28 protein-coding genes are annotated in these 24,004 nt (G+C 66.1%); 24 read left to right on the top strand and 4 right to left on the bottom strand.

The annotated features are described in order from the left end of the window. Nucleotides 1-273 precede the first annotated feature (273 nt). The 3 genes from NGM99_RS02300 (at nucleotide 274) to NGM99_RS02310 (ending at nucleotide 3,007) form a co-directional block, all read left to right on the top strand. Nucleotides 274-1,608, top strand: a complete 1,335-nt coding sequence (locus tag NGM99_RS02300) for a sensor histidine kinase (protein ID WP_252815520.1) — start codon at nucleotides 274-276, stop codon at nucleotides 1,606-1,608. After that, entirely contained in the window at nucleotides 1,565-2,314 is a 750-nt protein-coding gene (locus NGM99_RS02305; protein WP_252815522.1) for a peptidoglycan-binding domain-containing protein, read from the top strand. The genes NGM99_RS02300 and NGM99_RS02305 overlap by 44 nt, the downstream gene beginning before the upstream one ends. Nucleotides 2,315-2,662: 348 nt before the next feature. Beyond that, nucleotides 2,663-3,007 (top strand): DUF1491 family protein, encoded by a 345-nt coding sequence (locus NGM99_RS02310; protein ID WP_252815846.1) that lies wholly within the window; start codon nucleotides 2,663-2,665, stop codon nucleotides 3,005-3,007. On the opposite strand, the gene NGM99_RS02315 is transcribed toward NGM99_RS02310, so the two are convergent. Next, a complete protein-coding gene (locus tag NGM99_RS02315) occupies nucleotides 2,997-3,845 on the bottom strand; it encodes a hypothetical protein (RefSeq protein WP_252815524.1) in 849 nt (282 codons plus the stop codon). The two genes, NGM99_RS02310 and NGM99_RS02315, sit on opposite strands and share 11 nt — an antisense overlap. Nucleotides 3,846-4,270: 425 nt before the next feature. On the opposite strand from NGM99_RS02315, the gene NGM99_RS02320 reads away from it, so the two are divergent. Both NGM99_RS02320 and NGM99_RS02325 read left to right on the top strand, forming a co-directional pair. After that, complete coding sequence (locus NGM99_RS02320; RefSeq protein ID WP_252815528.1) at nucleotides 4,271-5,263, top strand: hypothetical protein; 993 nt, start codon at nucleotides 4,271-4,273, stop codon at nucleotides 5,261-5,263. A 198-nt stretch (nucleotides 5,264-5,461) separates the two neighbouring features. After that, complete coding sequence (locus NGM99_RS02325) at nucleotides 5,462-5,632, top strand: hypothetical protein (protein ID WP_252815530.1); 171 nt, start codon at nucleotides 5,462-5,464, stop codon at nucleotides 5,630-5,632. On the opposite strand, the gene NGM99_RS02330 is transcribed toward NGM99_RS02325, so the two are convergent. From NGM99_RS02330 to NGM99_RS02340, 3 genes are read right to left on the bottom strand one after another with little or no spacing between them, the layout of a single operon-like run. Next, nucleotides 5,626-6,174: a DUF1254 domain-containing protein gene (locus NGM99_RS02330; protein ID WP_252815532.1), complete on the bottom strand. Its 549-nt coding sequence runs from the start codon at nucleotides 6,172-6,174 to the stop codon at nucleotides 5,626-5,628. The two genes, NGM99_RS02325 and NGM99_RS02330, sit on opposite strands and share 7 nt — an antisense overlap. Beyond that, nucleotides 6,167-6,742 carry a DUF1214 domain-containing protein gene (locus NGM99_RS02335; RefSeq protein ID WP_252815535.1) on the bottom strand — a complete coding sequence of 192 codons (576 nt, stop codon included), beginning with the start codon at nucleotides 6,740-6,742 and terminating at the stop codon, nucleotides 6,167-6,169. Before NGM99_RS02335 ends, NGM99_RS02330 begins: the two co-directional genes overlap by 8 nt. A gap of 13 nt (nucleotides 6,743-6,755) precedes the next feature. Continuing rightward, on the bottom strand, nucleotides 6,756-8,912 hold the full coding sequence (locus tag NGM99_RS02340; protein WP_252815848.1) for a transglycosylase domain-containing protein: 2,157 nt from the start codon (nucleotides 8,910-8,912) through the stop codon (nucleotides 6,756-6,758). A gap of 280 nt (nucleotides 8,913-9,192) precedes the next feature. On the opposite strand from NGM99_RS02340, the gene NGM99_RS02345 reads away from it, so the two are divergent. From NGM99_RS02345 to NGM99_RS02435, 19 genes are all read left to right on the top strand, one after another. Beyond that, a complete protein-coding gene (locus NGM99_RS02345) occupies nucleotides 9,193-9,681 on the top strand; it encodes a hypothetical protein (RefSeq protein ID WP_252815537.1) in 489 nt (162 codons plus the stop codon). Then, a complete protein-coding gene (locus tag NGM99_RS02350; protein WP_435371365.1) occupies nucleotides 9,620-10,903 on the top strand; it encodes a DNA-packaging protein in 1,284 nt (427 codons plus the stop codon). Before NGM99_RS02345 ends, NGM99_RS02350 begins: the two co-directional genes overlap by 62 nt. A gap of 15 nt (nucleotides 10,904-10,918) precedes the next feature. Further along, nucleotides 10,919-12,112 (top strand): phage portal protein, encoded by a 1,194-nt coding sequence (locus NGM99_RS02355; RefSeq protein WP_252815538.1) that lies wholly within the window; start codon nucleotides 10,919-10,921, stop codon nucleotides 12,110-12,112. A gap of 164 nt (nucleotides 12,113-12,276) precedes the next feature. Then, nucleotides 12,277-12,618 (top strand): DUF6107 family protein, encoded by a 342-nt coding sequence (locus NGM99_RS02360; RefSeq protein WP_353937361.1) that lies wholly within the window; start codon nucleotides 12,277-12,279, stop codon nucleotides 12,616-12,618. Further along, on the top strand, nucleotides 12,611-13,159 hold the full coding sequence (locus NGM99_RS02365; protein WP_435371366.1) for an HK97 family phage prohead protease: 549 nt from the start codon (nucleotides 12,611-12,613) through the stop codon (nucleotides 13,157-13,159). The genes NGM99_RS02360 and NGM99_RS02365 overlap by 8 nt, the downstream gene beginning before the upstream one ends. 7 nt (nucleotides 13,160-13,166) lie before the next feature. Then, complete coding sequence (locus NGM99_RS02370) at nucleotides 13,167-14,414, top strand: phage major capsid protein (RefSeq protein WP_252815540.1); 1,248 nt, start codon at nucleotides 13,167-13,169, stop codon at nucleotides 14,412-14,414. 116 nt (nucleotides 14,415-14,530) lie between these two features. Further along, the gene (locus NGM99_RS02375; protein ID WP_252815542.1) at nucleotides 14,531-15,100 is read left to right on the top strand and encodes a head-tail connector protein; all 570 of its coding nucleotides are present in this window, start codon (nucleotides 14,531-14,533) and stop codon (nucleotides 15,098-15,100) included. Next, nucleotides 15,100-15,432, top strand: a complete 333-nt coding sequence (locus NGM99_RS02380; RefSeq protein ID WP_252815544.1) for a phage head closure protein — start codon at nucleotides 15,100-15,102, stop codon at nucleotides 15,430-15,432. Before NGM99_RS02375 ends, NGM99_RS02380 begins: the two co-directional genes overlap by 1 nt. 105 nt (nucleotides 15,433-15,537) lie before the next feature. Beyond that, on the top strand, nucleotides 15,538-15,915 hold the full coding sequence (locus NGM99_RS02385; RefSeq protein WP_252815546.1) for a DUF3168 domain-containing protein: 378 nt from the start codon (nucleotides 15,538-15,540) through the stop codon (nucleotides 15,913-15,915). A 25-nt stretch (nucleotides 15,916-15,940) separates the two neighbouring features. Then, the gene (locus NGM99_RS02390; RefSeq protein ID WP_252815548.1) at nucleotides 15,941-16,357 is read left to right on the top strand and encodes a phage major tail protein, TP901-1 family; all 417 of its coding nucleotides are present in this window, start codon (nucleotides 15,941-15,943) and stop codon (nucleotides 16,355-16,357) included. Beyond that, the gene (locus tag NGM99_RS02395) at nucleotides 16,354-16,701 is read left to right on the top strand and encodes a gene transfer agent family protein (RefSeq protein ID WP_252815550.1); all 348 of its coding nucleotides are present in this window, start codon (nucleotides 16,354-16,356) and stop codon (nucleotides 16,699-16,701) included. Before NGM99_RS02390 ends, NGM99_RS02395 begins: the two co-directional genes overlap by 4 nt. 29 nt (nucleotides 16,702-16,730) lie before the next feature. Continuing rightward, on the top strand, nucleotides 16,731-16,904 hold the full coding sequence (locus NGM99_RS02400) for a phage tail assembly chaperone (RefSeq protein ID WP_252815552.1): 174 nt from the start codon (nucleotides 16,731-16,733) through the stop codon (nucleotides 16,902-16,904). Continuing rightward, nucleotides 16,897-17,433, top strand: coding sequence for a phage tail tape measure protein (locus NGM99_RS02405; RefSeq protein WP_252815554.1), 537 nt, complete (start codon nucleotides 16,897-16,899; stop codon nucleotides 17,431-17,433). Before NGM99_RS02400 ends, NGM99_RS02405 begins: the two co-directional genes overlap by 8 nt. A gap of 75 nt (nucleotides 17,434-17,508) precedes the next feature. Further along, nucleotides 17,509-18,153 (top strand): DUF2460 domain-containing protein, encoded by a 645-nt coding sequence (locus NGM99_RS02410; protein ID WP_252815556.1) that lies wholly within the window; start codon nucleotides 17,509-17,511, stop codon nucleotides 18,151-18,153. Further along, complete coding sequence (locus tag NGM99_RS02415; RefSeq protein WP_252815558.1) at nucleotides 18,150-18,977, top strand: phage/gene transfer agent baseplate hub protein; 828 nt, start codon at nucleotides 18,150-18,152, stop codon at nucleotides 18,975-18,977. The genes NGM99_RS02410 and NGM99_RS02415 overlap by 4 nt, the downstream gene beginning before the upstream one ends. Nucleotides 18,978-19,024: 47 nt before the next feature. Beyond that, the gene (locus NGM99_RS02420) at nucleotides 19,025-19,450 is read left to right on the top strand and encodes an NlpC/P60 family protein (protein ID WP_252815560.1); all 426 of its coding nucleotides are present in this window, start codon (nucleotides 19,025-19,027) and stop codon (nucleotides 19,448-19,450) included. A 26-nt stretch (nucleotides 19,451-19,476) separates the two neighbouring features. Further along, complete coding sequence (locus NGM99_RS02425; RefSeq protein ID WP_252815562.1) at nucleotides 19,477-23,370, top strand: baseplate multidomain protein megatron; 3,894 nt, start codon at nucleotides 19,477-19,479, stop codon at nucleotides 23,368-23,370. 22 nt (nucleotides 23,371-23,392) lie between these two features. Further along, nucleotides 23,393-23,599 (top strand): hypothetical protein, encoded by a 207-nt coding sequence (locus NGM99_RS02430; protein ID WP_252815564.1) that lies wholly within the window; start codon nucleotides 23,393-23,395, stop codon nucleotides 23,597-23,599. A gap of 93 nt (nucleotides 23,600-23,692) precedes the next feature. Then, nucleotides 23,693-23,980: a hypothetical protein gene (locus NGM99_RS02435; protein WP_252815566.1), complete on the top strand. Its 288-nt coding sequence runs from the start codon at nucleotides 23,693-23,695 to the stop codon at nucleotides 23,978-23,980. Nucleotides 23,981-24,004: the final 24 nt, after the last annotated feature.

The following is a 24,004-nucleotide window of genomic DNA, read 5'->3' on the forward strand; positions in this document are numbered from 1 at the left end:
TTTTCCCTGAAACTTGGCGTCAGCTTCGAGATTGAACTCAACGATGAGGTCTCCCCTCCCACCTGTGAGGAGGGGTAAGGGGTGGGGGTGACGTGGCCGCTGGCGCCGCCATTCCTCCAATGCAAAACTCGAGCACGAAAACTTCCCGGCACTTATCCCTTCCTTAAAGCCTCGGATGCGAGTTTGGGCTTGTTCGAGTTCGGTCCATGATGGGCCGCCAAGTTTGGGCACCTGCGTTTGAGTTTGTTCGGGTATCAGAGCGGAAGGGCCATGATGGCCACGGCTTCGCGCGCTGCGGCCGTCGGCGCGGGGCTTGCTGTGCTGAATGGCGGCGTTGCCGCGGCTTTCGGCTCGGTGAGCCTGTTTGCGCTGAGCGCCGGAAGTGCCTTGGCCTGCGGCATGGCGGCATGGGCCGGCTGGCAATCTTCCAATGAGCGCGTCGCTTCGACGGCCGACGACAATCGGGCGGATGAACGAGGCGTGCTTCGGCTGCGATTCGATGCGACGGGCGAAGCCGACGATGTCGCGGGCGATGCGCGGGCGCTGGTCGGGCTCGCACCGGAGCTTCTGCTGGGTGCCGGGTTCTTCGATCGCCTGCAGGTGTCCGACCGCGTGAGTTTCCTTTGCGCGCTTTCCGAGATCCGTGCGGATGGACAGGCGCGCACGCTTTCCCTGCGCGTGCGTCTGCCCCGCGTCGCGCATGAACAGGCTTCGGGCTATCGGCGCTTCACGGTCGAGCTTCAGAGGTTGGGCTCGGAAGGGCGCAGCGTCGAGATGGCGTTGCGGGATACGAGCGAGATCGATTCGCTCCGCGCCGAACTCGATGAGGCGCGGAAGGCGACGGCCGATGCCTGCGCCGAGCGACAGCGCATCATGGCCGCACTCGGCCACGAGATCCGCACGCCGCTGAACGCCATCATCGGTTTTTCGGACATGCTGGGCGAGGAAAGCCTCGGCGGCTTCAGCGACCCGCGCCAGCAGGAATATTCGCGGCTGATCAGGCAATCGGGCGAGCATCTGCTGCTCGTGCTCGACGGTGTGCTGCAGGCTTCCGCCATGGAAGCCGGCGCCTATCGGGCCGAAAGCGAGAGCTTTTCCATCACGGACGCGGTGGAAACCTGCCGCGCGATGCTGGCCGACACGGCGCGCCTTAAGGGTGTGACGCTGAAGGTTCAGATCGCCTCGTCCTGCGGGACGGTGAGCGGGGACCGCCGGAGCGTGCAGCAGATCCTCGTCAATCTCGTATCGAACGCCATCAAGTTCACGCCGTCGGGCGGCGAAGTAGCGGTTGGCGGCCAGCGCGTGGGGTCGCGCCTTCATCTCTGGGTGCGCGACAATGGCGTGGGCATCGATGCGGGCGACCTCGACCGCGTGGGCCAGCCCTTCGTCCGCGTGGGGCGGGCGAGCGCGGTGGAAGGCCACGGCCTCGGTCTGTCGCTCGTGAAGACGCTGGTGCAGAACCAGGGCGGGACATTTTCCATCGAAAGCGCGCCGGGCGAAGGAACCCTGGCGACGGTCAGCCTGCCGGTTGACCAGCCGAGCATCAGACGACCGGAGACGACCAGTGCCGAAACCAAGAACGACGCAACGTTCCGCAAATCGGCCTGAGCGCAAGAAGCAGCCTGTCGCGGTCAAGCGAAAGGCGCAGAAGCCATCGGCCATCGCCGCATTCGCTGCGCGGCATCCGTTCGAGCTCGTGGGCTCGGCCGGGTTTCTGCTCGCGCTGAGTTTCGTGTCGGCGAATGCGCTGTGGTATCAACCGCACAAGCATCTGGGGGCGTTCTTTGCCACGCGGCCGGATGCGTCGGCGCTCGAGGCGCCGGCCGAGCCGGTGGTGCTCACATCCGACCCGACCGTGCGGCATGTTCAGGAAAAGCTGAAGGCGCTGGGTATCCATCGAGGCGCGGTGGACGGGCTGCCGGGCGCGGACACCCGCAAGGCGGTGGCGGTGTTCCAGGCCGAAGCGGGGCTGGAGCCGACAGGCATCATCGACCGGGCGCTGCTGACCGCGCTTGAGGCGGCAAGCGGCAGCACGGGGAGCGTGGCACCTGAACCGGCGCGGTCGCGGATCGATCCGGGCGATATGCCCGCGCTGCCCGCAGCGGGCGCCTCGGCAGCGGATGGGCAGCGTGTGATGCTGATCCAGAAAGGGCTGCGCGCCTTCGGCAACGAGGCCATCGAGGTGGACGGCAAGATGGGCACGCGGACGCGCGCGGGCATCAAGCAGTTCCAGGCGATGTTCGGCTTGGCGCAGACGGGCGAGCCGGAAGAAGCCGTGCTGGAAAAGATGCGGGAAGTCGGGTTGGCGGATTGAGGGGAGTATCGCCTCCGGGCGAGAGCCGCGGAAGCGGACGCGTCACCCCACCCCGTACCTCGCACCGCAGGTGGGAGGGGGACGTCGGCACTCCTCTATTCTTTCAGGCCAGGCGACAAGCTTTGGGAGCGACGCTCGGCGATGACGTTCTCTCTTCCTTGCGGGAAGGTACGGGATGGGGTGATGCCTCTGCTTCGCTGACTTTGCCGGTTGGTCACTCCAAACAGTTGCGGCAGATCAGGCCGCGAATTCGGGATGGGCTTTCGGCTGGGCGATGGCGATCGACAACCCTCGATCATCCTCGCCGACATCTGGCTTATCCACCCCAAACCCGGTTATTCCCGCCTCATGCGATTGACGAGTGATTTCTGGGTGTCCGTTCTGATCCGGCGCGTGAACGATGGCGGCGGGTTCGCGGCGGTCGTTCGGCGTGGAGCGACGGAAGCCGGGGCGGTCTTCATCGTCGTGCGGGACCGGTTCGGGGGCGTGGCGCTCTACGGGCCGGCGGCGCAGACGAGTTATGGGGATGAGCCGGTCTCGGAGCGGTTGTTCGCGCTCGTGCCCGTCGAGGGCGAGGAGGCCGTGGATGCGCGGCTGGAGCGGGAGAAGCGGTTCGATCCGGATAGTTGGGTGGTCGAGATCGAGCCCGGGCGCGAACCGATCGAGGAACTGATCCCGCTCGCTAAGCCCTGACGCGCGACCCCGGCCGGCCATCCTCGCGCCAGCGCTCGAGCGCGGTGGCGACCTGCTGGGGCGTGATCGAGTCGTAGGCGCGGATGAAGTTCACGATACGGTTGAGGTCGCCGAAGGCATGGGGCGACACCATCGCCGTGAGCACGAAGGCTTCCTCCGACCGCAGTTCGACGGCGCGCAGGGCGAGGCCCAATTCGGCGAGGTCGCCATGCGCGACGATGCTTGCGGCGCGGTCGAACCAGATGCCGAGGGCATCGGCCAAAGCCGTTGCGAGAAGCGCGGGCTTGCCGGTGAGCGCGCTGTCGCGCAGGCGCAGGAAGGTGGTCCGCCGGGTGGCGGGCGCAGGGCGCATCATGGTGCGCAGATGGTCGCGCGTCTGAGCGGCCGGGTCGGGCTTCGCTTCGGGTTGCGGGGGCACCAGCGGCTGCTCGATGGCGCGCACGAGGCCGGCGATGACGGGGTTGAGGTCACGCCGGCGGCCGATGGCAACCGCATGGGCCTGGCCGTGACGGCCGATCAAAGTGAGCAGGTCGACATCGGAAATGGCGGGCGAGCGGACCAGCAGCGGGGCGGCGACGTCGATCGTGTCGTTGCAGAGGTGACGGACCAGATCGCGCGGCGCGGTCTCGCATTCCGAGAGGGCCGCCGAGGCGAAGCGGCGAGCGGCGGCGGGCACTTTTTCGAGAAGCGGCACGGCGAGCGTGTCGAGCCGGCTCGCATCCTGCCGCGAGGGGCGCGGCAGCGAGCAATAGGCCGAGACTGCGGCACGAAAGAGCCCTTCGGCCCGTTCATCCGCATTGTCGGCGAGCGCAATCTGCCTGAAGACAGAAGAGGACACGAGCTACCCGAAACGCAACAAAAACAGATATCTACCGGCATCTCCGAATGCAGAGGTGACGGTTAGGAAAAGGTTACGCCGAATTCCTTAGTGCGCCATTAACGATGGCGGAAATCGGTAGTCCGAAAGCCATCTCTAGACGGACAACCTCTCTGCGATGCCCATGAGTGACCTGACCATGTCACGCGCCCGACGTCGATATCGTCGTGCGGCCGAACTAGGCATTCGTCGTTTGCCGACTTATATCCTGATGACTCATGGTGATCGATCGCGCCGGGGTAGCATGGCTTCACACTCCAACCGCGACGAGTTTTGGCTCTGTGCCAAAGTCTTCGAGTGCCCTGAGGGGCCTGACGCCGTGACCACGCATTATCGCGTCGAGAAAGAGATCCGCGGTGCCTGATATCGATTTCGTCATAACATGGGTGGACGGCTCGGACGACAGATCAACCCACGCGCACATGCGCGCAAAGGCTGAAACCGGCGACGGAAAGCGCGCCTTGCGATTTCAACAGAGCGGCGAAGTTTACTATTTGATCGCGTCCATCCTCAAATACGCGCCTTTTGTTCGGCGAATCTATCTCGTCACCGACAACCAGAAACCGCCGTTGCTCGACCATTTCTTCGAAGCGGGGCTCTGCAGCGCGGACCGGCTCCGACTCGTGTCGCATGATACCATCTTCGAAGGCCTCGATGTGCCGAGGCCGACTTTCAACTCGCTGACGATCGAAGCCGCACTCTGGCGCATTCCGGGGCTGTCGGAGCATTTCGTTTACAGCAATGACGACATGTTCCTGAACGCACCGCTCAAGGAAGAAGACTTCTTCCGAGGTGATGTCCCGGTGATCGGCGGCACTCTGACAGTGCCGGATGCGTGGCGTCCGCGCTCATTCGCGCGCAACCTGCTCGCCCGTCTTCGGGGAAATGAGGTGCGCGAGCGTCCGAGATACAGCCGGGATCATGAACGAGGCGCGAGACTGGCCGGCAATCGGGGCCTGTTCCTGCTTGCCCATCATCATCCCCATCCCCTGCGTCGCTCGACGTTGGAAAGCTTCTATGCGGAAAGACCGGACGTGCTGACAGCCCAGTTGCAGCATCGGTTTCGCCACGGATCTCAATATCTGCCGGTCGGGCTGTCCAACCACCTCGAGCGGCTGAAGCACGGTGCCAAATTCGGTGCGAAGAGGTCGGTCGTCTACATACGCAGAAATCGAAGCTCCTTCGAGATGAAGCGGAACCTTGCCGCAATCCGCGATGCTTCGACACAGTTCGGCTGCGTGCAAAGTTTGGAGCGGTTCCCGCCGGCTGCTCAGAAGCAGATCCATGCGGCGCTGACCGAGAAATTCGCGGAGACACTTCCGCCCGGCATCATCCATCGGAACCCGTTATCGGGGCCGTCACGGTTGAAGGCAGCATAAAGAGGGCGGGATTGAACTGCTTGTGACGCACCCGGCTGAAAGCGGTGCGGGCTGTATCGGTTGTTGCAACTTTGCAATGGCGGCCAGCGACCTCTGCGTGAGCTATCTTACATTAGTGTCTCGTTAACCATGGCATGTGTTGATCTGTGGCGGAGGCGTTGCGTTGTGCTCCGGCGTTTTTCCGCGAGAAGCCTGGATATGTCAGCTCAGATCATTTCATTCACGCCGCGCAGTCCCCGACCAAAGCCACAGGCGGGACCGGGGGAGATCGTGTTTTTCCTGGGCGTTCGCTACGAGCGCTATGACGGGGATGAGGCGCAGCCGGTTCGGGTCGAGCCGGCGGATGCGCGCCGCAGCGGCACTCACTGAGGAGGCGCGGTCGTCTCCGCCGGACGCGAGCAGCGCAGGCTGGACAGGAAAGCGCGCACGGAGGCGGTCCAGCTCGGATCGGGGTTGAAGCTCCGCAAGACGAGGATGCCTTCCTCAGTGTCGATCCGCACCGGCGTGGGGGCTTGCGGGTCGGGTTCGGCATTGCCTTGGGCGGCAGCTTGCGAGGGGTCGAGCAGGACGAGACCGAGTTGGCCCGCGAGCGCGCGGTCGGTGAGGCTGTAAAGGTTCTGGCCTTCGCGACCATAGACGGAAATCGACCAGAACGGGACGCTGCCCTGGGCGGCAACGGTCACGGGACCCTCGGAGAGGTCGAAACGGCAGGCAGCACTTGCGAAGAACGGGTCCTGGCCGAGCGCGGTGGGCGCACGGTCCTGCGCAACCGTTTCGTAAAGGGGAGCCGCGCTCGCGAGACTGGTCCAGGCATCGCGCTGCGAGAGGGCGGGCAGAAGCAGGAGCATCGCGACATGGACGATGCCGGCACCGACGAGCCCCTCGATGATCGCGTAGAAGACTTTAGCCATCGCAAGCGCTCCGCCGGATCGTGGGGAGCGAGACGGTGCCGAGCGCCAAACCGCCGGCCGTAGGAGTATCGTAAAGGGTCAGCACGAGCGTCCAGCTTTCGGCGTCGCCGGTGGACAGCCAGTTTCCGGACTGGGCCGCGCGGCCGATATTGACCGAAACCGAACCGTCTTCGCTGTGAAGCGTCTGCAGCGAGTGAATCGCGGCCGGCCGAGCGCCTTTCGGGGCGAGGGGGCGCAGGTCGGTGTTGGCGGCGAAGAGCGTCCAGAAGCGCGCGACGGGCATCGGTCCTTCGAGAACATAGGAACAGTTCGCCTTGAAGCTCGCGCCTGTGGCGTCGTGGCGGGCGATGAAGGCGAGGCCTTCGGAGCGGCCCAATGGCAGGATGCCACGAAGCGCGATCTGCGCGCGCTGGTAGGGATCGGCATCGCTGGAGCCGTTGCCCGGATAGGGCAGCCAGCCGCGGCCGGGATCGGCGATGGGACGTTCGAGCGCGAGATAGAGCGTGCCCGCGCCACCACCGATGGCGATCAAGAACGCGAGGAGGACGAGCGCGACGGCGCGGGTCATGCGCGAGGCGTCGTCAAAGCGCGGAAAGCGTCGCGGGCTTCTGCGCGGCGACGGGCGGTGTCGCGATCGCGCCGAAGCGGTCGGCGAGGTCGCGCAGCACGCGGGTGGTGGCACCCGACAGGATCTGCGGGGCTGCGGGCTCCTCGGCGGGCGCGTCGTCGGTCTCGCCTTCCTTCTCCTTGGCCTTGGCGATCAGCTTGGGGTCCACGAACGGATTTTTGATGCCGGGGATAGGCTTGAGCGTGACGCCCTTGTGGGCGGACAGCATCAGGCGCTGCCAGACCATGGCGGGCAGTGAACCGCCGGTCATTTCATTGGTGGTGGTGTAGTCGTCATTGCCGAGCCAGACGGCTGCCGTGAAGTTGCCTGTGAAGCCGACGAACCAGGCATCGCGATAGGACTGCGAGGTGCCGGTCTTGCCAGCCGTGCGGATGCCGGGCAGGGCGGCCCGGCGGGCTGTGCCGATCTCGGGGATTTGGACGAGAATCGAGTTCATCGAGGCGACGGCCTGCTCGGAAAGCACACGGCGGGGCGGGGGCGCGTCGCGGTTCCAGTCGTAAACGGTGTCGCCGGAATGGGTGAGGATCTGCGTGATGCCGTGGCGCTTACCGGCGAAGCCGCCATCGGCGAAGACTTCGTAGCCGGTGGCTTGATCCATCACCGTCATGCCCGAGGTGCCGAGCACCATGGTCTTGTACTCGCTGATGGGCGATTCGACGCCGAACGCCTCGGCCATCGCCTTGATGGACTTGGTGCCGAGGTGTTCCTTGGCGAGGCGCACGGGAACGGTGTTGATCGAGTTGATGAGCGCGGTGGACAGCGTCATCTTGCCCAGGAAGCGACGGGCGTAATTTTGGGGTGACCAATTGCCCCAACTTATCGGGCCGCCGGAAACGACGGATTCGGGCTTGAAGCCGTTTTCCATGGCCGTGGCATAGACGTAAGGCTTGAACGACGAGCCGGCCTGACGCTGGGCGCGGGTGGCGCGGTTGAACTGGCTCGTGCCGTAGTCGCGCCCGCCGACAATGGCGCGGACCGCACCATCATTGTCGAGGACGACCACCGCGCCTTCCTTGACGCGATATTGCTTGCCGAACTGGCGCAGGTGGTATTCGAGGGACTCTTCGGCAGCCGTCTGGATGGAGGGGTCGAAGGTGGTGCGGGCCACCATGGAATGGATGCCGAGCGGGGTCGCGACCTTCTTCACCTCATCGAAGGCCCAGTCGAGGAAGTAGTCGGGCGATTTGATGGTGCCGCGATCGACCACTTCGGCCGGGTGCAGGCGGGCCTGGAGCACCTGGCCTTCGGACATGAAGCCGCCCTCGACGAGGTTCGATAGAACGACCGCGGCGCGGGCGCGGGCGGCCGGCAGATTCATATGCGGGGCGTATTTCGCTGGCGCCTTGAAAAGTCCCGCGAGCATGGCGCCTTCGGCAACGGTCAGATCCTTGACCTGCTTGCCGAAATAGAAGTTGGCCGCAGCCGTGATGCCGAAAGTGCCGCCGCCCATATAAGCGCGGTCGAGATAAAGCTGGAGGATTTCCTTTTTCGACAGGTTGGCCTCGAGCCAGAGAGCCAGGAAAGCTTCCTTGATCTTGCGCTCGAAGGTGCGCTCATTGGACAGGAACAGGTTCTTGGCGAGCTGCTGGGTGAGCGTCGAGCCGCCTTGGACCACCGAATTCGCGCGGACGTTCTCGCCCATGGCGCGCGCAAGGCCGAGGAAGTCGATGCCGTAATGGTCGAAGAAGCGGCGGTCTTCGGTGGCGAGCACGGCCTTGATGACGTGATCGGGCATCTCGTCGACAGGCACCGAATCGCGCTGGATGATGCCGCGCGAGCCGATCTCGTTGCCGTGGCGGTCGAGAAAGGTGACGGCGAAGTCGCCCTGGTTGCGCCAGTCGGTGGTGGTTTCCTCGAAAGCGGGCATGGCGAGCATCAGAAGAAGGATGCAGCCGGCGGTGCCGAGCGTGAAGCCTTCGCTTAAGACTTCGACGACGCCACGGCGCCAGCCGGACACGCGGAAGCGGCGGAAGAAGATGGTGAGGATTTCCCACGCTTCGCGGGCCTGAAAGCCGGCCTCGTAGAGAGACGAATCGATCCAGGCGTCGAATGCGAGCATTCGCCGTGCAAAGCCGCTGCGCAGCCTGCGCATATGCGATGGGCCTTCCATGGCTTTCGACACTCAGACTCCCTGTCGCACCGTTCTTGATGAGGCGCTTGCAGAGAACTGACCTAACCCTCCGCAGGTTAAGATTCTCCGCGATCTCAATGGCGCCTTCAAGGGCATCTGCGCCACACCCTTTGATGAGAAAATGGCAGCGCACAGAAAAAATAAATAGGAATATATTCTTGACACCGTGACGGTGGTTTGGTAGGGTCTTGTTATCGTCGGAGAATTGCGAGTGCGGGGCGCGGCCCTGCTGCTCCGAGACAATCTACAAGGACATCGGATGGGTGGGGACGAAGCAGAGGCGAAAACCTCGGATGCAGCGTTCGCGGCCATGCGCGCGATGCATGAGGGCGCGCCGGCGACGATCGAGCGATTGGCGGCAGCGATTGATCGCAGTGCGCGCGTGGTTCGGATGCGGGCGGATGCCGAGCGCTGGGTCGCAGCGGAAAGCGAGGAATCCGCCACGGCGCGGCTCAAGCGCGCTGTCGAGCGTGTGATGCGCGAGGTGGAAGCGATCGGGACAGAGAGTGGCGGGCAGGCGCTCGACAAGAGCCGGATCGACGCGGTGTGGTCGATGATCCGCACGCTGGAAAAGGTGGACGCGTTCGCCCGCGAACAGGCGAAGGAGGAGCAGACGGGCCGCGATGGAGAACTCGCCGATATTCTCGACCGCATCGACCGGCGCATCATCGAACTGGCTCGAGGCTATGCAGCTTGGCTGGTCGAGACGGGTGCTGTCACCCAACGAGGCGTGGCGCACGGAAGGTGAGTGGCTGCACCGGGCGCGGCTCAAGCAATATCCGCTGGAACGAATGCCGGACACCTGGCTGCTGACGGGCGGACGCGGCGCGGGCAAGACGCGGCTGGGAGCCGAATGGGTGAACGGCATGGTGCGCGGACTGCCGCCATTCGCCAAGCCCCACGACAAGCACATGGTGTTGGCACTCGTCGGTGAAACGCTGAGCGATGTGCGCGAGGTCATGGTGGACGGGCCTTCCGGCATCGTCAGCATCTCACGCGGCGACCGGCCGCGTTTCGAACCGAGCCGCAAGCGGCTGGTCTGGGACAGCGGGGCGGTGGCGCACATCTTCTCGTCGGAAGACCCGGAAAGCCTGCGCGGACCGCAATTCTATGCCGCGTGGTGCGACGAGCTGGCGAAGTGGAAGAACGCGGAAGCGACCTTCGACATGCTGCAGTTCGGTTTGCGCCTCGGCGAGCGGCCGCGCCAGCTGGTGACGACGACGCCTCGGCCGACGCCGCTGTTCAAGCGCCTGTTGAACGATCCATCGGTCCATGTGACGCGGATGAGCACGGATGAGAACCGGGACAATCTGGCGCCGGGCTTTCTGGCGGCAGTGGCGAAACGCTACGGCAACACGAGGCTCGGGCGGCAGGAGCTGGATGGCGAGCTGATCGAGGAGCGCGAGGGCGCGCTCTGGTCGCGTGAGATGGTGGAACAGGCGTATCTCGCGGATGTGCCCGAGATGCGGCGCATCGTGGTGGCGGTCGATCCGCCGGCGACGAGCCGCAAGAGTTCGGATGCCTGCGGGATCGTGGCGGTCGGGTTGACGGACGACGGGCGGATCGTCGTGCTGGCGGATGAGACGCTCGGCGCCGCGAAACCGCAGGCCTGGGCGACGCGGGCGGTGAGCCTTTATCACAGGCTGGGCGCGGATTGCCTCGTGGCGGAGGTGAACCAGGGCGGCGAGATGGTCACGGCTGTGATCCGCACGGTCGATCCGCTCGTGCCGGTGAAGCCAGTGCGGGCGGCGCGCGCGAAATGGCTTCGGGCGGAGCCGGTGGCGGCCCTCTACGAGCAGGGCCGGGTGAAACATGCCGGGCGCTTCAAGGCGCTCGAAGACGAGATGTGCGATTTCGGGCCGGACGGTTTGACGAGCGGGCGTTCGCCCGACCGCACGGACGCGCTGGTCTGGGCCGTAACGGAGCTGATGCCCGGCTGGGCACCGCGACCGCGCATCCGCGATATCTGATTTCGGAGGAAACCGATGGGTTTGAACTGGTTCCGGCCACGGGCTGGAAACGAGCCCGCGCGCGTCGAGGAGCCGCGTGTGGAAAGAAAGAGCGCTGGCGGGTTCGTCGCACTCCATCAGGCCGGCGAAGCACGCTGGGCGCGGCGGGACTATGCGACGCTGGCGCGCGAAGGGTTCATGCGCAACCCGGTGGCGCATCGCGCGGTGCGGATGATCGCGGAAAGTGCCTCGGCCATTCCCTGGCTGCTCTATGACGGCGCGGCGGAGATCGAGACGCATCCGTTTCTGGCGCTGCTCGGGCGGCCCAACGCACGGCAGAGCGGGCCGAGCTTCATGGAGGCGCTTTACGGGCACCTGCTAATTTCCGGCAACGCCTATCCGGAGCTGATCGAGACGGAAGGGGCGGCGCGCGAACTGCATCTGTTGCGGCCCGACCGGGTGAGCGTGGCGACCGACAGCCATGGTTGGCCGGTGGCGCTGGAGCATCGCGAGGGGCGGGCGAAGCGGCGTGTGGCATTCGGGATCGGAGCGGGTGGGGGCGTGGCGCAGCTGACGCTGTTTCATCCGCTCGACGACCATGCGGGCTTTCCGCCGCTCGAAGCGGCCTTGATGGCACTCGACACGCACAATGCGGCGAGCCGCTGGAACAAGGCATTGCTCGACAATTCGGCGCGGCCATCCGGTGCGCTCGTCTATGCGCCCAAGGATGGCGGCAACCTGTCGGACGACCAGTTCGACCGGCTCAAAGGCGAATTGGAAGAGGGCTATCAGGGGGCGCAACGGGCGGGGCGCCCGCTGCTGCTCGAAGGCGGACTCGACTGGAAGCCGATGGGGCTGACGCCGAAGGACATGGATTTCATGGAAGCGCGCAACGGCGCCGCGCGCGACATTGCGCTGGCCTTCGGCGTGCCGCCGATGCTGCTCGGCATTCCGGGCGACAACACTTACGCGAATTACCAGGAGGCCAACCGGGCCTTCTTCCGGCTGACCGTGCAGCCGCTCGCGAACCGCGTGGCGCGCGAGCTTTCGTGCTGGCTGGCGCCGGTGTTCGGCGAGCGGCTGCGGCTGGAACTGGACTTCGACCGCGTGGATGGGCTGGCGGCCGAACGTGACGCGCTTTGGGCGAGGCTCGAAGCGGCGAGCTTTCTTGATGAGGACGAGAAGAGGCAGGCCGTGGGCTATGCGCCCCGACCTCGTGAGCCTGCTTGAAAATGTCCTCGGGTCGGCCCAGCGGTTCTTTTTGCCGCCCGCCTCGTTGCCGAGCCTCGCCGATGCTTCAGGCATCGTCTGCGTTCGGCGCCTCGCGGAGCAACGAAAATCCCTCGCTGGCCCTCCGCCGATGAATTCTCAAACAGGCTCCAAGGAGGTGCGCCATGAGCGTGGAGAATGAAGCGGCCTGGCTGTGGGCCGCGAAATGCGCGGGCGCGGTGGCGGGCTCCGCGGTATCGCTGGCCTACATGCTGCCGAGCGGCCGTCATGAGGCTGCGGCCCGGTTCGTAACGGGCGTGACCTGTGGACTGGTGTTCGGGTCCACCGCCGGGCTGAAGATCGCCAACGAACTGCAGATCGGCGGGCTCCTGGGGCCGACCGAGATCATGCTGATGGGATCGGCGGCGGCGAGCCTTTGCGCGTGGTGGGCGCTGGGGCTGTTGCGGCACCTGATGCGCGCCACGCCGCGTTCGCAAAAGCACGAGGAGGGTGGCGAGCTTGGGTGAGTTTCCGTGGGTCTATGAGCGCAAGCGCGCGAGCCTGTCACGCGAAAGCGTGAAGCCCGACGGCGTGTTCGAGGGCTATGCGAGCCTGTTCGGCGTGGCCGATCTCGGCCGCGACGTGGTGGAACGCGGGGCGTTCAACCGGTCGCTGGAACGGCGGGGCGTGAAGGGCGTGCGGATGCTGTTCCAGCACGACCCGAACCAGCCGATCGGTGCCTGGCTGTCGATTGCCGAGGACCGGCGCGGGCTCTTGGTGCGAGGGCGGCTCGCGACGGATGTTTCCAAGGCGCGTGAGGTGCTGAGCCTGATGGAGGCGGGCGCCATCGACGGGCTTTCGATCGGCTTCAAGACGCTGCGGGCACGCACCGACAAGGCGTCCGGCACACGGCGGATCGTCGAGGCCGATCTTTGGGAAATCTCGGTGGTGACTTTCCCGATGCTGCCCGGCGCGCGGGTGGAAAGCCTGAAGGCCGAGCAGCGGCATGGGCGGAGCCTTGCGGGCCTGATCCGGCAGGCGAGCGAAATTTTCAACGTGAGAGGATGAGGGATAGATGGAAGCAGCAGAGAACGTGGCGGCATTGGAAACGAAATCGGCGGGCGACTGGGATGTGAAGCAGGCCTTCGGCGAGTTCATGACGAGCTTCGAGGCCTTCAAGGAAAGCAATGACCGCCGCCTGCACGAACTCGAAGGCAAGAGCGGCGAGGATGTGGTGACGGTCGAGAAGGTGGACCGCATCAATCGCGTGCTGGACGAGCAGAAGAAGGCGCTGGATGCGCTGACGCTGAAGGGGCGTCGTCCGGCACTCGGCGGGGGAGCGGTGACGCCGAGCGAGCACAAGAGCGCGTTCGAGGCCTATGTGCGCGGCGGCGACGAGGCGGCGATCCGCGCGCTCGACACCAAGGCCATGTCCTATGGTTCGGGGCAGGATGGCGGCTATCTGGTGCCGCCGGAAACCGAGGCCGAGATCGGCAAGCGGCTGGCTTCACTCTCGCCGATCCGTGCGCTGGCGACGGTGCGGCAGGTTTCGACGGCTCTTCTCAAGAAACCGTTCTCGGTGAGCGGACCGGCGACGGGCTGGGTCGCGGAAACGGCAGCGCGGCCGCAGACGGCAAGCGCGACGCTGACCGAGCTGCAGTTCCCGACAGTGGAACTCTACGCCATGCCTGCGGCGACGCAGGCGCTGCTCGAGGATGCGGTCGTCGATCTCGACCAGTGGATCTCGGACGAGGTCGAGGCGGCCTTCGCCGAGCAGGAGGGCAAGGCTTTCGTGGTTGGCGACGGCTTGAACAAGCCAAAGGGTTTCCTGACCACCCCGAACGTGCATGAAGGCGACTGGACCTGGGGAAGCCTCGGATATGTGCCGACCGGCGTTGCGGGTGCGCTGCCGGCGAGCAACCCGTCGGACGTGCTGATCGACCTCGTTTATGCGCTGAAGGCGGGTTACCGGCAGAACGCGAACTGGCTGATGAACCGCAAGGTGCAGGCGGCGGTGCGCAAGCTGAAGGACGCGGACGGCAATTATCTGTGGTCGCCCCCGGCGCAGGCGGGTGGCCGCGCGAGCCTGATGGGCTTCGGGCTGGTCGAGGCCGAGGATATGCCGGATGCGGCAGCCAATGCGACCCCGATCGCCTTCGGTGATTTCGCGCGGGGCTATCTGATCGTCGACCGCGCCGGCGTGCGCGTGCTGCGCGACCCGTATTCCGCAAAGCCTTACGTGCTTTTCTACACAACCAAGCGCGTGGGTGGCGGCGTGCAGGACTTCGACGCGATCAAGCTGCTGAAATACAGCGCGGCCTAACGGTCGGATAACAGGCGGAACCCCTGCCGCCTGCTGTTCGATGCCGTGCTGTGAGCGGCCCCGGTTTCTCCCGCCGGGGCCGCTTTTCTTTTCCCAATCGATGAGTGAGTGGCGCGATGACGCTTTTCAGAACGGTCGGCCCGGCGGTGGAGCCGGTGCCGCTGGCGCAGGCCAAGGCGCATCTGCGCGTGACGCATGAGAGCGAGGATGATCTGCTCGAAGGGCTGATCCGCGCCGCGCGCGAGGCGGTGGAGGATCAGACGGGCCTCGCGCTGATCGAGCAGAAATGGCGGCTGGTGCTGGATCGCTGGCCGCGCGGTGGCGTGGTGAAGCTGCTGCGGTATCCGGTTTCGGACGTGGATGCGCTGACGGTTTACGGAAGCGATGGCGTGCCGGTGGTGATCGAGCCGGAGCGGTATGGCGTGGATCGCGTGTCGCGGCCGGCGCGGGTGCAGGCCGAGATGCCGGCGGTGAATGCGCGGGCGCTGAACGGGATCGAGATCGATTTTACGGCCGGGTACGGCACCGACGGGACTGCGGTGCCGGAAGGGCTGAAGCTCGCGCTTTTGGTGCTCGTGGGGCACTGGTTCGAGATGCGTGGGAGCTTCGGGCCAGACGAGCAGCCGGTGTCTTACCCGGCGCAATTCGAGCGGCTGATCGCGCCGTTTCGGTTGAGGCGCCTCTAGTGGCGGCGCGCATCTTTGCGGGGACGCTGCGGCACGAGATGGTGTTGCAGCGCATGGCGCCCGTGCCGGACGGGCAGGGCGGGCATGCCGAGGACTGGCAGGAGGTGGCGCGGGTGTTCGCGCGGATCGAGCCGGTCTCTGCGCGCAGCGTGACGGTTGCCGATCATGCGGAAGCGCGGGTGACGCATCGGGTGACGGTGCGGTTTCGCGACGATCTGAAGAACGGGATGCGGTTTCTGTTCGGGGAGCGCGTGCTGGAGATTTCAGCCGTGCACGATCCGGAAGAGCGCGGGCGATTTCTGCAATGCCTGGTGCGGGAGGCGGGGCGGTGAAGCTTGGCGGAAAGCTCGATTTCAGCAGGCTGATCGCGGCGTTGCGGCTGCGGGCTCATGCACTGGCGGAGCAGGTTGCGACATCTAAAGCGGAAAGGAGAGGCGATGACGCAGGCGAGCGCTGAACTGCAAAGGGCGATGTTCGAGCGGCTGTCACTGGCGGGCCTGCGGGTGTTCGACGGCGTGCCGGTGGGGTCTCTGCTGCCTTACGTCTCTTTCGGGCGCGCGAGCGCGGTGGACTGGAGCACATCGACCGAAAAGGGCGAGGAACATCTTTTCAGCCTGCATGTGTGGGCGCGGGGGCGCAAGGCCGCGCAGGAGATGGCGGGGTCGGTGAAGGCTGTGCTGGACGGCGCGGGGTTGGTGCTAGGCGCCTGTCGGCTGGTCGATCTGCGCTTCGTGCAGGCCGAGTTTCGCGATGCGGACGGGTTGGGGCTGCGCGAGGGCATTTTGCGGTTTCGCGCGCTGATCGAGATCGCTTGAAGAATTCAAACATAAGGAGGGCCTGATGGCCGCACAGAAGGGCAAGGACCTTCTTTTGAAGCTCGACGCGGATGGCAACGGCAACTTCGTTTCCGTGGCCGGGCTGCGCTCGAAGCGATTGGCGTTCAACAGCCAGACGGTGGATGTGACCGACTCGGAGTCCGCCGGGCGCTGGCGCGAATTGCTGGGTGGCGCCGGCGTGCAGCGCGCTGCCTTGAGCGGGGCGGGCATCTTCAAGGATGCGCCATCGGACGCGGCGGTGCGCGAACGCTTCTTTGCGGGCGCGGTGAGCCGCTGGCAGGTGGCCATTCCGAGCTTCGGCGTGGTGGAAGGCCCGTTTCAGGTGAGTTCGCTGGAATATTCCGGCGCGCACGATGCCGAGCTGACCTTCGAGATCGCGCTGGAATCGGCGGGCGCCCTGAGCTTCACGGTGATGCCATGAGCGTGAACCGGCATCGCGGCGAGGTGGCGGCGGAACTGGACGGACGGACCTATCGGCTCTGCCTGACGCTCGGCGCGCTGGCTGAACTGGAAACGGCATTCGGCGTGGATGATCTGGGAGCACTCGCCGAGCGGTTCGGGACGGGGCGGCTCTCGGCGCGGGATCTGGTGCGCATCATCGGGGCGGGGCTGCGGGGTGGCGGCAGCGATATCAGCGACGAAGCCGTGGCCGCGATGCGGACGCCGGACGGGGTGACCGGGTTCGCGCGGATCGTCGGCGAATTGCTGGTGGCGACGTTCGGCGGCGAGGCCGCCACGCGCCCTCCGGTGCCGCAGGAAGCCTAGAGGCCAAGGCCTTTCCCTGGGCTCGCGCGATGGCGCTGGGCCTCGGCTTCCTGCGGCTGGCACCGCAAGAGTTCTGGACGATGACGCCGCGCGAGTTGGAGCGCGCGCTGAGCTTCTTTTTGCCTGATGTTGAAGGGTTCGGGCGCGAACAGCTCGGCGCGCTGATGCGGGCGTTTCCCGATACGGAGAGGGTGGATGGCTGAAGAAGTGACGGTGGCGGTAACGGCCGATACCGCGCCCTTCGAGGTGGCGCTGAACAATCTTCAGCGGCTTTCGAACGGGTTCGGCGCACAGCTGACGGGCGCGTTGCGGAGCGCGACTGTGGGCGGGCGGGAGCTGGACGATGTGCTGAAGCGCGTGGGGCTCAACCTCGCCGGCATGGCGCTGAGCGAGGGGCTCAAACCGTTGCAGGGCCTGGCGAGCGGGTTTCTGGGCACGCTGATGGGTGGGGTTTCGGTGATGCCGTTCGCGAAAGGCGGGGTGGTGTCTTCGCCGAGCTATTTTCCGGCTGGCAACTCGCTGGGCCTGATGGGCGAAGCGGGGCCGGAGGCCATCATGCCACTGGCGCGCGGCGCGGATGGCAGGCTCGGCGTGGCGGGTGGCGGCGGTGGGTCGGCGGTGAACGTGGTGTTCAACGTGACCGCGACGGATGCGGGGTCGTTTCGGAAATCGGAAGCGCAGGTGACGGGCATGCTGGCGCGGGCGGTTTCGAGAGGGGCGCGGACGTTTTGAGCAGCGTTGGGCGTTGGTGGCGAGGCCACGACGGTCCAATCCCACATCTCATCATTCACATTCAAAGGAGAACGCATGGCGCTTTCGGCGTTTCATGATGTGCGGTTTCCGCTGGCTGTCGCGTTCGGCGCGACGGGTGGGCCGGAGCGGCGGACCGAGATCGTTCAGCTGCAATCGGGGCATGAGCGGCGCAATGCGCGGTTCAGCCAGTCGCGGCGGCGCTTCGATGCAGGGTCGGGTGTGCGCTCGCTGGGCGATCTCTACGAGCTGATGGCGTTTTTCGAGGCGCGGCGTGGGTCGCTGCATGCGTTTCGCTTTCGCGATCCGTTCGACATGAAATCCTGCGCGCCGGACGGCGTCGTGCGGGCGACGGATCAGGTGATCGGAACGGGGACCGGATCAGAGGCGCGGTTTGCGCTGGTGAAGACCTATGGAACCGGGGCCGACGCTGTGCGGCGGCCGATCACGAAGCCGGTGCCGGGGACGGTCAAGGTTGCGGTCGCTGGCGTCGAGAAGAGCGGCGCGGCGTTCACGCTGGATGCGGAGGCGGGCGCGGTCGTGTTTGCGGCCGGGCATGTGCCCTTGGCAGGACAGGTGGTGACGGCGGGCTTCGAGTTCGACGTGCCGGTGCGCTTCGACACGGAGCGGCTGGAGGCCAGCCTGACGGCGTTCAAGGCCGGCCAGGTGCCTGCCGTTCCGCTGGTCGAGGTGCAGGCATGATGCGGTTCCCGGAGACGTTCAGGGCGTCGCTGGCGGCCCCGGTAACGACGCTCTGCCATTGCTGGAGGGTCGAGCGGCGCGATGGCGTCGTGTTCGGGTTCACGGACCATGACCGTGCGCTGGAATGGGGCGGCGTGAGCTTTGCGCCGGAAAGCGGGTTTTCGGCAAGCGAGGCGAAGAGTTCGCTGGGGTTCGGGGCGAGCCGGGCCGAGGTCGAGGGCGCGCTGTCGTCTCTGGCGATCAGCGAGGCGGATATCGATGCCGGGCTTTATGACGGGGCGCGGGTCGAGACGTTTCTGGTGAACTGGCAGGAGCCCGGTGAGCATGGGCTGCTGCGGGTGGCGCATATCGGGCGGATCGTGCGCAGCGATGGAAGCTTCGTCGCGGAACTGGAAAGCCCGATGCGGGCGCTGGACCAGCCGAAAGGGCGGTTCGTGACGCGGACTTGCGACGCCGAATTGGGGGACGTGCGCTGCAAGGTCGGACTGGATGGCGACGCCTATCGTGCCGAAAGCACGGTGCTGGCGGTGGAGCCGATGGGGACCGTGCACCTTTCCGGGCTTGGCAGTTTCGAGGCCGGTTGGTTCGCTTACGGGACCGTGCGTTGGGGGGAGAAGAGATCGGCGCGGGTGCGGGAGCATCGGGGTGGAGACGGGTTCGCAACGCTTGTCTTGGAAAGGGGCACGTCCGGTTTGCCGGAAGCGGGCGATGCGGTCGTTGTCACGGCGGGGTGCGACAAGAGTTTCGGCACCTGCAAGGGGAAGTTCGGCAATGGACTGAACTTTCGCGGCTTTCCGCATCTGCCGGGCAATGACCGGGCCTAAGAATATGTTTCGGAAGGTGCCGTTTTCGACGGCGGGGCGCTGGTGCCATGAGCGCGGATCGGGTCGTGGCCGAGGCGATGAGCTGCGTAGGCACGCCTTATCGGCATCAGGGGCGGCGCAAGGGCGTGGGCTGTGACTGTCTGGGGCTGGTGCTGGGCGTCTGGCCGGCGGTGCAAGCGCAAGAGCCGCCGGAGCCGGGGCCTTATGCCATGGATTGGGCCGAGACCGGGGGCGCCGAGCGGATGCTCGACGCGGCACGGCTGCATCTGCGCGAGGTGCCGCCCGCGGAACGTGCGGCGGGGCATGTCGTCCTGTTCCGCTGGCGGCGGCATCTGCCGGCGCAGCATGCGGGCATTCTCCTTTCCGACGAGCGCTTCATCCATGCCTATCAGGGACATGCGGTGACGGTGTCGCCGCTTGGGCCGCACTGGTCGCGGCGCATCGCGGGCGTGTTCGCTTTCCCGTCCGATTAAACCTTTAAAAACCGAGCGGAGAACGCATGGCGACCATCATCTTGCAGGCCGCCGGTGCCTATCTCGGTGGGGCTCTGGGCGCGACGGGTGCCGCGATCGGCACGGCGGCGGGCGCACTTGCGGGCTATGCGGTGGACCGCGCGCTGCTTTCAGGCACGAAGCGGATCGAGGGTCCGCGACTGAGTGCGCAGAAGCCCTTCACGGCCGAGGAGGGGGCCGCCCTGCCGCGCGTTTACGGTTCGGTGCGGCTGAGCGGCACGCTGATTTGGGCGACGCGCTTCGAGGAAACGCGTGAAACGCGCCGGCAGGGCGGCAAAGGCGGGGGCGCCAAGGTTTCGGAATACTCCTATTTCGGCAATGCTGCTTTTGCCCTGTGCGAGGGGCCGATCGCGGGCGTGCGGCGGATTTGGGCGGACGGCAAGGAGATCGACCGCGAAAGCGTCGAGTTGCGCGTGCATGTGGGCAGCGAGACGCAAGCACCCGATCCGCTGATCGAAGTGAAGCAGGGCGCGGGCAATGCGCCGGCCTATCGCGGCACGGCGACGGTGGTGATCGAGCGGCTGGCGCTTGGAGCATACGGCAACCGCCTGCCGCAGATGCAGTTCGAGGTGCTGCGGCCGGTCGGGCTGCTGCACGAGCGCCTGCGCGCGGTGGCGCTGATTCCGGGTTCCACGGAGTACGGGCTCTCGCCGAAGCTCGTGACGCAGACCCTGCGGCCGGGCGAGACCGAGGCGGTGAACCGGCATGTGATGCATGCCGACACGGACCTCGCGGCGTCGCTCGACGAGTTGCAGATGCTATGTCCGAACCTCATGCATGTCGCGCTGGTAGTATCGTGGTTCGGCGACGATCTGCGGGCCGATCAGTGCCGCATCAGGCCGGGCGTGACGGATCGGGGGGCGCGCGGGTTTTCGGCAGACTGGTCGGTGTCGGGTGTGTCGCGAAGCGCCGCGCATGAGGTGAGCCGGCATCGCGGCAGCGCGGCCTATGGCGGAACGCCTTCCGACGAGAGCGTGGTGGCGGCGATCCGCGAGATCCGCTCGCGCGGGCTGAAGGTGACGCTTTATCCGTTCGTGATGATGGATGTGCCGGAGGGCAACGGGTTGCCCGATCCATATGGCGGGGCGGAGCAGGCGGCCTATCCTTGGCGCGGGCGGATCACGGTCAATCCGGCCCCGGGGCGCAGCGGGAGCCCGGACCGGACGGCAGCGGTGCGCGAGCTCGTTTCGGCGTTTTGCGGGGCGACGCGCGTTGCCGATTTCGATGTGTCGGATGATGCGGTTCGTTTCGGCGGCGGCAGCGAGGATTGGGGCTACCGCAGGCTGATCCTGCATTATGCGCATCTGGCCGAGGCTGCGGGCGGGGTGGATGCGTTTCTGGTCGGCTCGCAGCTGCGCGGGCTTTCGACGCTGCGCTCGGGCCCGCGTGCGTTTCCGTTCGTGGAAGAGCTTTGCAGGCTGGCGGGCGAGTGCCGCGCGGTCCTCGGGCCCGAGACGGCCATTACCTATGGCGCGGATTGGAGCGAGTATTTCGGGCATCAGCCGGCGGATGGCAGCGGGGACGTGCTGTTTCATCTCGACCCGCTCTGGTCGCATCCGGCGATCAGCGCGGTGGGCATCGACAACTATATGCCGCTCAGCGATTGGCGCGACGAGGACTATGCGGGTGGCAACCCGGATGGGGCACTCTCGCCTTCTGACGCTGGCGCGCTGCGGCGGGCGATCGCGGGCGGCGAAGGGTATGACTGGTTCTACACGAGTGCGGCGCACCGCGCAGCGCGCTTGCGCACGCCGATCACGGATGGGGCTTACGGCAAACCGTGGGTCTATCGTCCGAAGGATCTGTCGGGGTGGTGGAGCAATCTTCACCACGACCGGATCGGCGGTGTCGAGCATGCGGCGCCGACTGCCTGGCAACCGGGTTCGAAGCCGATCTGGCTGACGGAACTGGGCTGCCCGGCAGCCGACAAGGGCGCGAACCAGCCCAACGTGTTTCCCGATCCGAAATCGGCTGAAAGCGCGCGGCCATTTTTTTCGAATGGCGGGCGGTCGGACCTCGTGCAGCGGCGCTTTCTGGACGCGCATCTGGGCTGGTGGGATGCGGCGGATGAGGACTTCGAGGGTGCGGCTAATCCGGTTTCACCGATCTATGGCGGGCGGATGCTCGACGCGGAACGAATCTATGCCTGGGCATGGGATGCGCGGCCGTTTCCGGCCTTTCCGTTGAACGGCGACTATTGGGGCGACAGTGCGAACTGGCAGGCCGGGCACTGGCTGAACGGGCGCGTGGAGGCGCCGGCGCTGGGCGATCTGATCAGTGCCGTGCTGGCGGATCACGGCTTGCCGAGGGCGCGCAGTGAAGGCGTGGAAGGCAGCGTTCAGGGCTATCTGGTGGAGCCGGGCTCGGCGCGCGATGCGCTGGAGCCGCTGGTGGAGTTGTTCGATCTGTCGGTCACCGAAGGATCGGATGGCATCGAGGTCAGGGGCGGCGTACCTTCGGAGAGGCTTTCTGTCGCGGCCGGCGAGATCGTCGTCGAGGACGATGCGGCGGTGATGGTGGCGAGCCGCGAGGCGGACGGCGATCTGCCCGCCGAGGTGCTGCTGAATTTTCAGGACCTGCTGAAGGACTATCAGGGTTCGACGGTGCGGAGCATCCGCATGGGTGCGCCGGGGCGACGGCAGCAGGTGCTGAGCCTGCCGGTCGTGCTCGACCCCGGTGCGGCCGAGGCCATCGCCGAGGATTGGTTGCGCGGCCAATGGAGCAAGCGCGACGAACTGCGCTTTTCGCTCGCCCCGCAGGTTCCGATCGGACCGGGGGTAGTGATCGACGGCTTGGGGGGACCGTTGGTGGTGACGGATGTCGAGAGTGGATTGGTCCAGCGGGTAACAGCGCGGCGGCAAGCCGGTGCGATACCCGCACCCTGGCGAGGCGATGGTGTTGCAGGCGTGAGGGTTGCGACAATGCCTGCGGTCGGCACGCCGCATTTCCTCCTGCTCGACCTGCCATCGCTCTCGAGCGCGCAGCAGCCGGAAAGCCGTTTGCAGGTAGCACTCTACCAGAAGCCTTGGCGGAGCCAGACGGTTTCGGTTTCACCAGGCGAGAGCGGGTTCGAGGTTCGCACTCAGGTCGGACGGCAGGCCAATGTCGGGAGGCTGGTTTCCGCGCTGGCACCGGGCGTTTCGGGCCGATTTTCCCGAGGGAGCGCGCTCGAAGTCGAACTGTTTGCGGGCGAGGCAGCCAATGTTGCGATTCCGAACCTGTTGAACGGGGCGAATGTCGCCGCGGTTCGCAGTGCGAACGGGGCTTGGGAGGTTCTGCAATTCGGCGTGGCGGAAGAGATATCTGCCGGCACTTTCCGTCTCTCGACGCTTCTACGTGGGCAGCTCGGAACCGAGGACGCGATGATGGCGGGGTGCCCGGAGGGCGCCGATGTCGTGCTTCTCGACGATGCCGTGGTGCCGGCTGGGCTGCGGGCGACGGAACTGGGCTTGCAGCTCAACTGGCGCGCGACGCCATCGGGTGCCGATCTTTCGGCGCAGAATTCGGCGAGCGCGACAGGACCGGGCGGGGTTCGAGCGAGGCTGCCATTGTCTCCAGTGCATCTGCGCGCCGAGAAAGCGGCGGGTGGGATTTGCTTCTCCTGGACGAGGCGGGGAAGGCTGGATGCCGATGGCTGGGAGGGCCCGGATATCCCGCTGGGTGAGCAGCGCGAAATCTATCAGGCCGTTCTTGCGGGGCCGGCGGGCGTGATCGCGTCAGCCGAAGTGCGGGAGCAGGCATGGCTTTGCGAGAGCCAATTGCTCGAAGACGCGGACGTCGACGGGGAAACCGTCTCACTGAGCGTCCGCCAGGGCAGCGATGCTGTCGGCTGGGGCCTGCCCGCGAGCCGCAGTTTCGCGGTTCAAGAACTTATCATTTGATGACATGATGGAGTATGAGAGCATGCAGGACACCAAGCCTTGGTATCTGTCGCGGACGATCTGGGCGTCCGTGGTTACGGTGATGATGGCGCTGGCAGGATATCTGAACCTGCCCGTTCAGGACGGCGACCACGCGCTGGTGACCGAAGCGCTGTTCCAGATCGTATCGGCGCTGGCCGGGCTGACTGGAATCGCGGGACGTCTTTTGGCGCGGGACCGGATCGGCTAGAAGGCACTGGAAGTCGTCCCCATTTATGGGGGCAATGAGAGGGTTTAGGCAATGTTCATTGGACGTTCAGTTGGTCCGCTCTAGAACCGCTTCATGACGATCTTCCGCCCAACAACACGCTGGCTTTCAGGCTTTGCCGCCCTCGCGGCGGGTGTGCTGGTGTGCTCGGCGCCGGCTCGGGCGGAAGATCCCTCGCGGCAGATCGCGCAGGTGGATTGCTACTCGGTCGGCCTGCAGATCGCGCAGGAGAACGGCGGGCAACTGGCGCGCGCCGCTTCCGTGTCGCGGGGCGAGGACCGGGTCTGCATCATCGTCGTTCTCGTGCCCGGCAAGGATGGCGAGCGACCGCGCCGCGCCGAGTTCGAGGTGCCCGCGAAATGACGGCTGCTCTCAGCAGAACGTTCT

It is taken from the genome of Mesorhizobium liriopis (genome assembly GCF_024053505.1).
GTDB classification, from domain to species: domain Bacteria; phylum Pseudomonadota; class Alphaproteobacteria; order Rhizobiales; family Rhizobiaceae; genus Mesorhizobium_B; species Mesorhizobium_B liriopis.

Bases quoted from the DNA above. Each gene is read 5' to 3' on its own strand.
- NGM99_RS02300 (WP_252815520.1), top strand. From the start codon at position 274: ATGGCCACGGCTTCGCGCGCTGCGGCCGTCGGCGCGGGGCTTGCTGTG.
- NGM99_RS02310 (WP_252815846.1), top strand. From the start codon at position 2,663: ATGCGATTGACGAGTGATTTCTGGGTGTCCGTTCTGATCCGGCGCGTG.
- NGM99_RS02325 (WP_252815530.1), top strand. From the start codon at position 5,462: ATGTCAGCTCAGATCATTTCATTCACGCCGCGCAGTCCCCGACCAAAG.
- NGM99_RS02330 (WP_252815532.1), bottom strand. From the start codon at position 6,174: ATGGCTAAAGTCTTCTACGCGATCATCGAGGGGCTCGTCGGTGCCGGC.
- NGM99_RS02335 (WP_252815535.1), bottom strand. From the start codon at position 6,742: ATGACCCGCGCCGTCGCGCTCGTCCTCCTCGCGTTCTTGATCGCCATC.
- NGM99_RS02340 (WP_252815848.1), bottom strand. From the start codon at position 8,912: ATGGAAGGCCCATCGCATATGCGCAGGCTGCGCAGCGGCTTTGCACGG.
- NGM99_RS02345 (WP_252815537.1), top strand. From the start codon at position 9,193: ATGGGTGGGGACGAAGCAGAGGCGAAAACCTCGGATGCAGCGTTCGCG.
- NGM99_RS02350 (WP_435371365.1), top strand. From the start codon at position 9,620: ATGCAGCTTGGCTGGTCGAGACGGGTGCTGTCACCCAACGAGGCGTGG.
- NGM99_RS02355 (WP_252815538.1), top strand. From the start codon at position 10,919: ATGGGTTTGAACTGGTTCCGGCCACGGGCTGGAAACGAGCCCGCGCGC.
- NGM99_RS02360 (WP_353937361.1), top strand. From the start codon at position 12,277: ATGAGCGTGGAGAATGAAGCGGCCTGGCTGTGGGCCGCGAAATGCGCG.
- NGM99_RS02370 (WP_252815540.1), top strand. From the start codon at position 13,167: ATGGAAGCAGCAGAGAACGTGGCGGCATTGGAAACGAAATCGGCGGGC.
- NGM99_RS02375 (WP_252815542.1), top strand. From the start codon at position 14,531: ATGACGCTTTTCAGAACGGTCGGCCCGGCGGTGGAGCCGGTGCCGCTG.
- NGM99_RS02385 (WP_252815546.1), top strand. From the start codon at position 15,538: ATGACGCAGGCGAGCGCTGAACTGCAAAGGGCGATGTTCGAGCGGCTG.
- NGM99_RS02390 (WP_252815548.1), top strand. From the start codon at position 15,941: ATGGCCGCACAGAAGGGCAAGGACCTTCTTTTGAAGCTCGACGCGGAT.
- NGM99_RS02395 (WP_252815550.1), top strand. From the start codon at position 16,354: ATGAGCGTGAACCGGCATCGCGGCGAGGTGGCGGCGGAACTGGACGGA.
- NGM99_RS02400 (WP_252815552.1), top strand. From the start codon at position 16,731: ATGGCGCTGGGCCTCGGCTTCCTGCGGCTGGCACCGCAAGAGTTCTGG.
- NGM99_RS02405 (WP_252815554.1), top strand. From the start codon at position 16,897: ATGGCTGAAGAAGTGACGGTGGCGGTAACGGCCGATACCGCGCCCTTC.
- NGM99_RS02410 (WP_252815556.1), top strand. From the start codon at position 17,509: ATGGCGCTTTCGGCGTTTCATGATGTGCGGTTTCCGCTGGCTGTCGCG.
- NGM99_RS02415 (WP_252815558.1), top strand. From the start codon at position 18,150: ATGATGCGGTTCCCGGAGACGTTCAGGGCGTCGCTGGCGGCCCCGGTA.
- NGM99_RS02420 (WP_252815560.1), top strand. From the start codon at position 19,025: ATGAGCGCGGATCGGGTCGTGGCCGAGGCGATGAGCTGCGTAGGCACG.
- NGM99_RS02425 (WP_252815562.1), top strand. From the start codon at position 19,477: ATGGCGACCATCATCTTGCAGGCCGCCGGTGCCTATCTCGGTGGGGCT.
- NGM99_RS02430 (WP_252815564.1), top strand. From the start codon at position 23,393: ATGCAGGACACCAAGCCTTGGTATCTGTCGCGGACGATCTGGGCGTCC.
- NGM99_RS02435 (WP_252815566.1), top strand. From the start codon at position 23,693: ATGACGATCTTCCGCCCAACAACACGCTGGCTTTCAGGCTTTGCCGCC.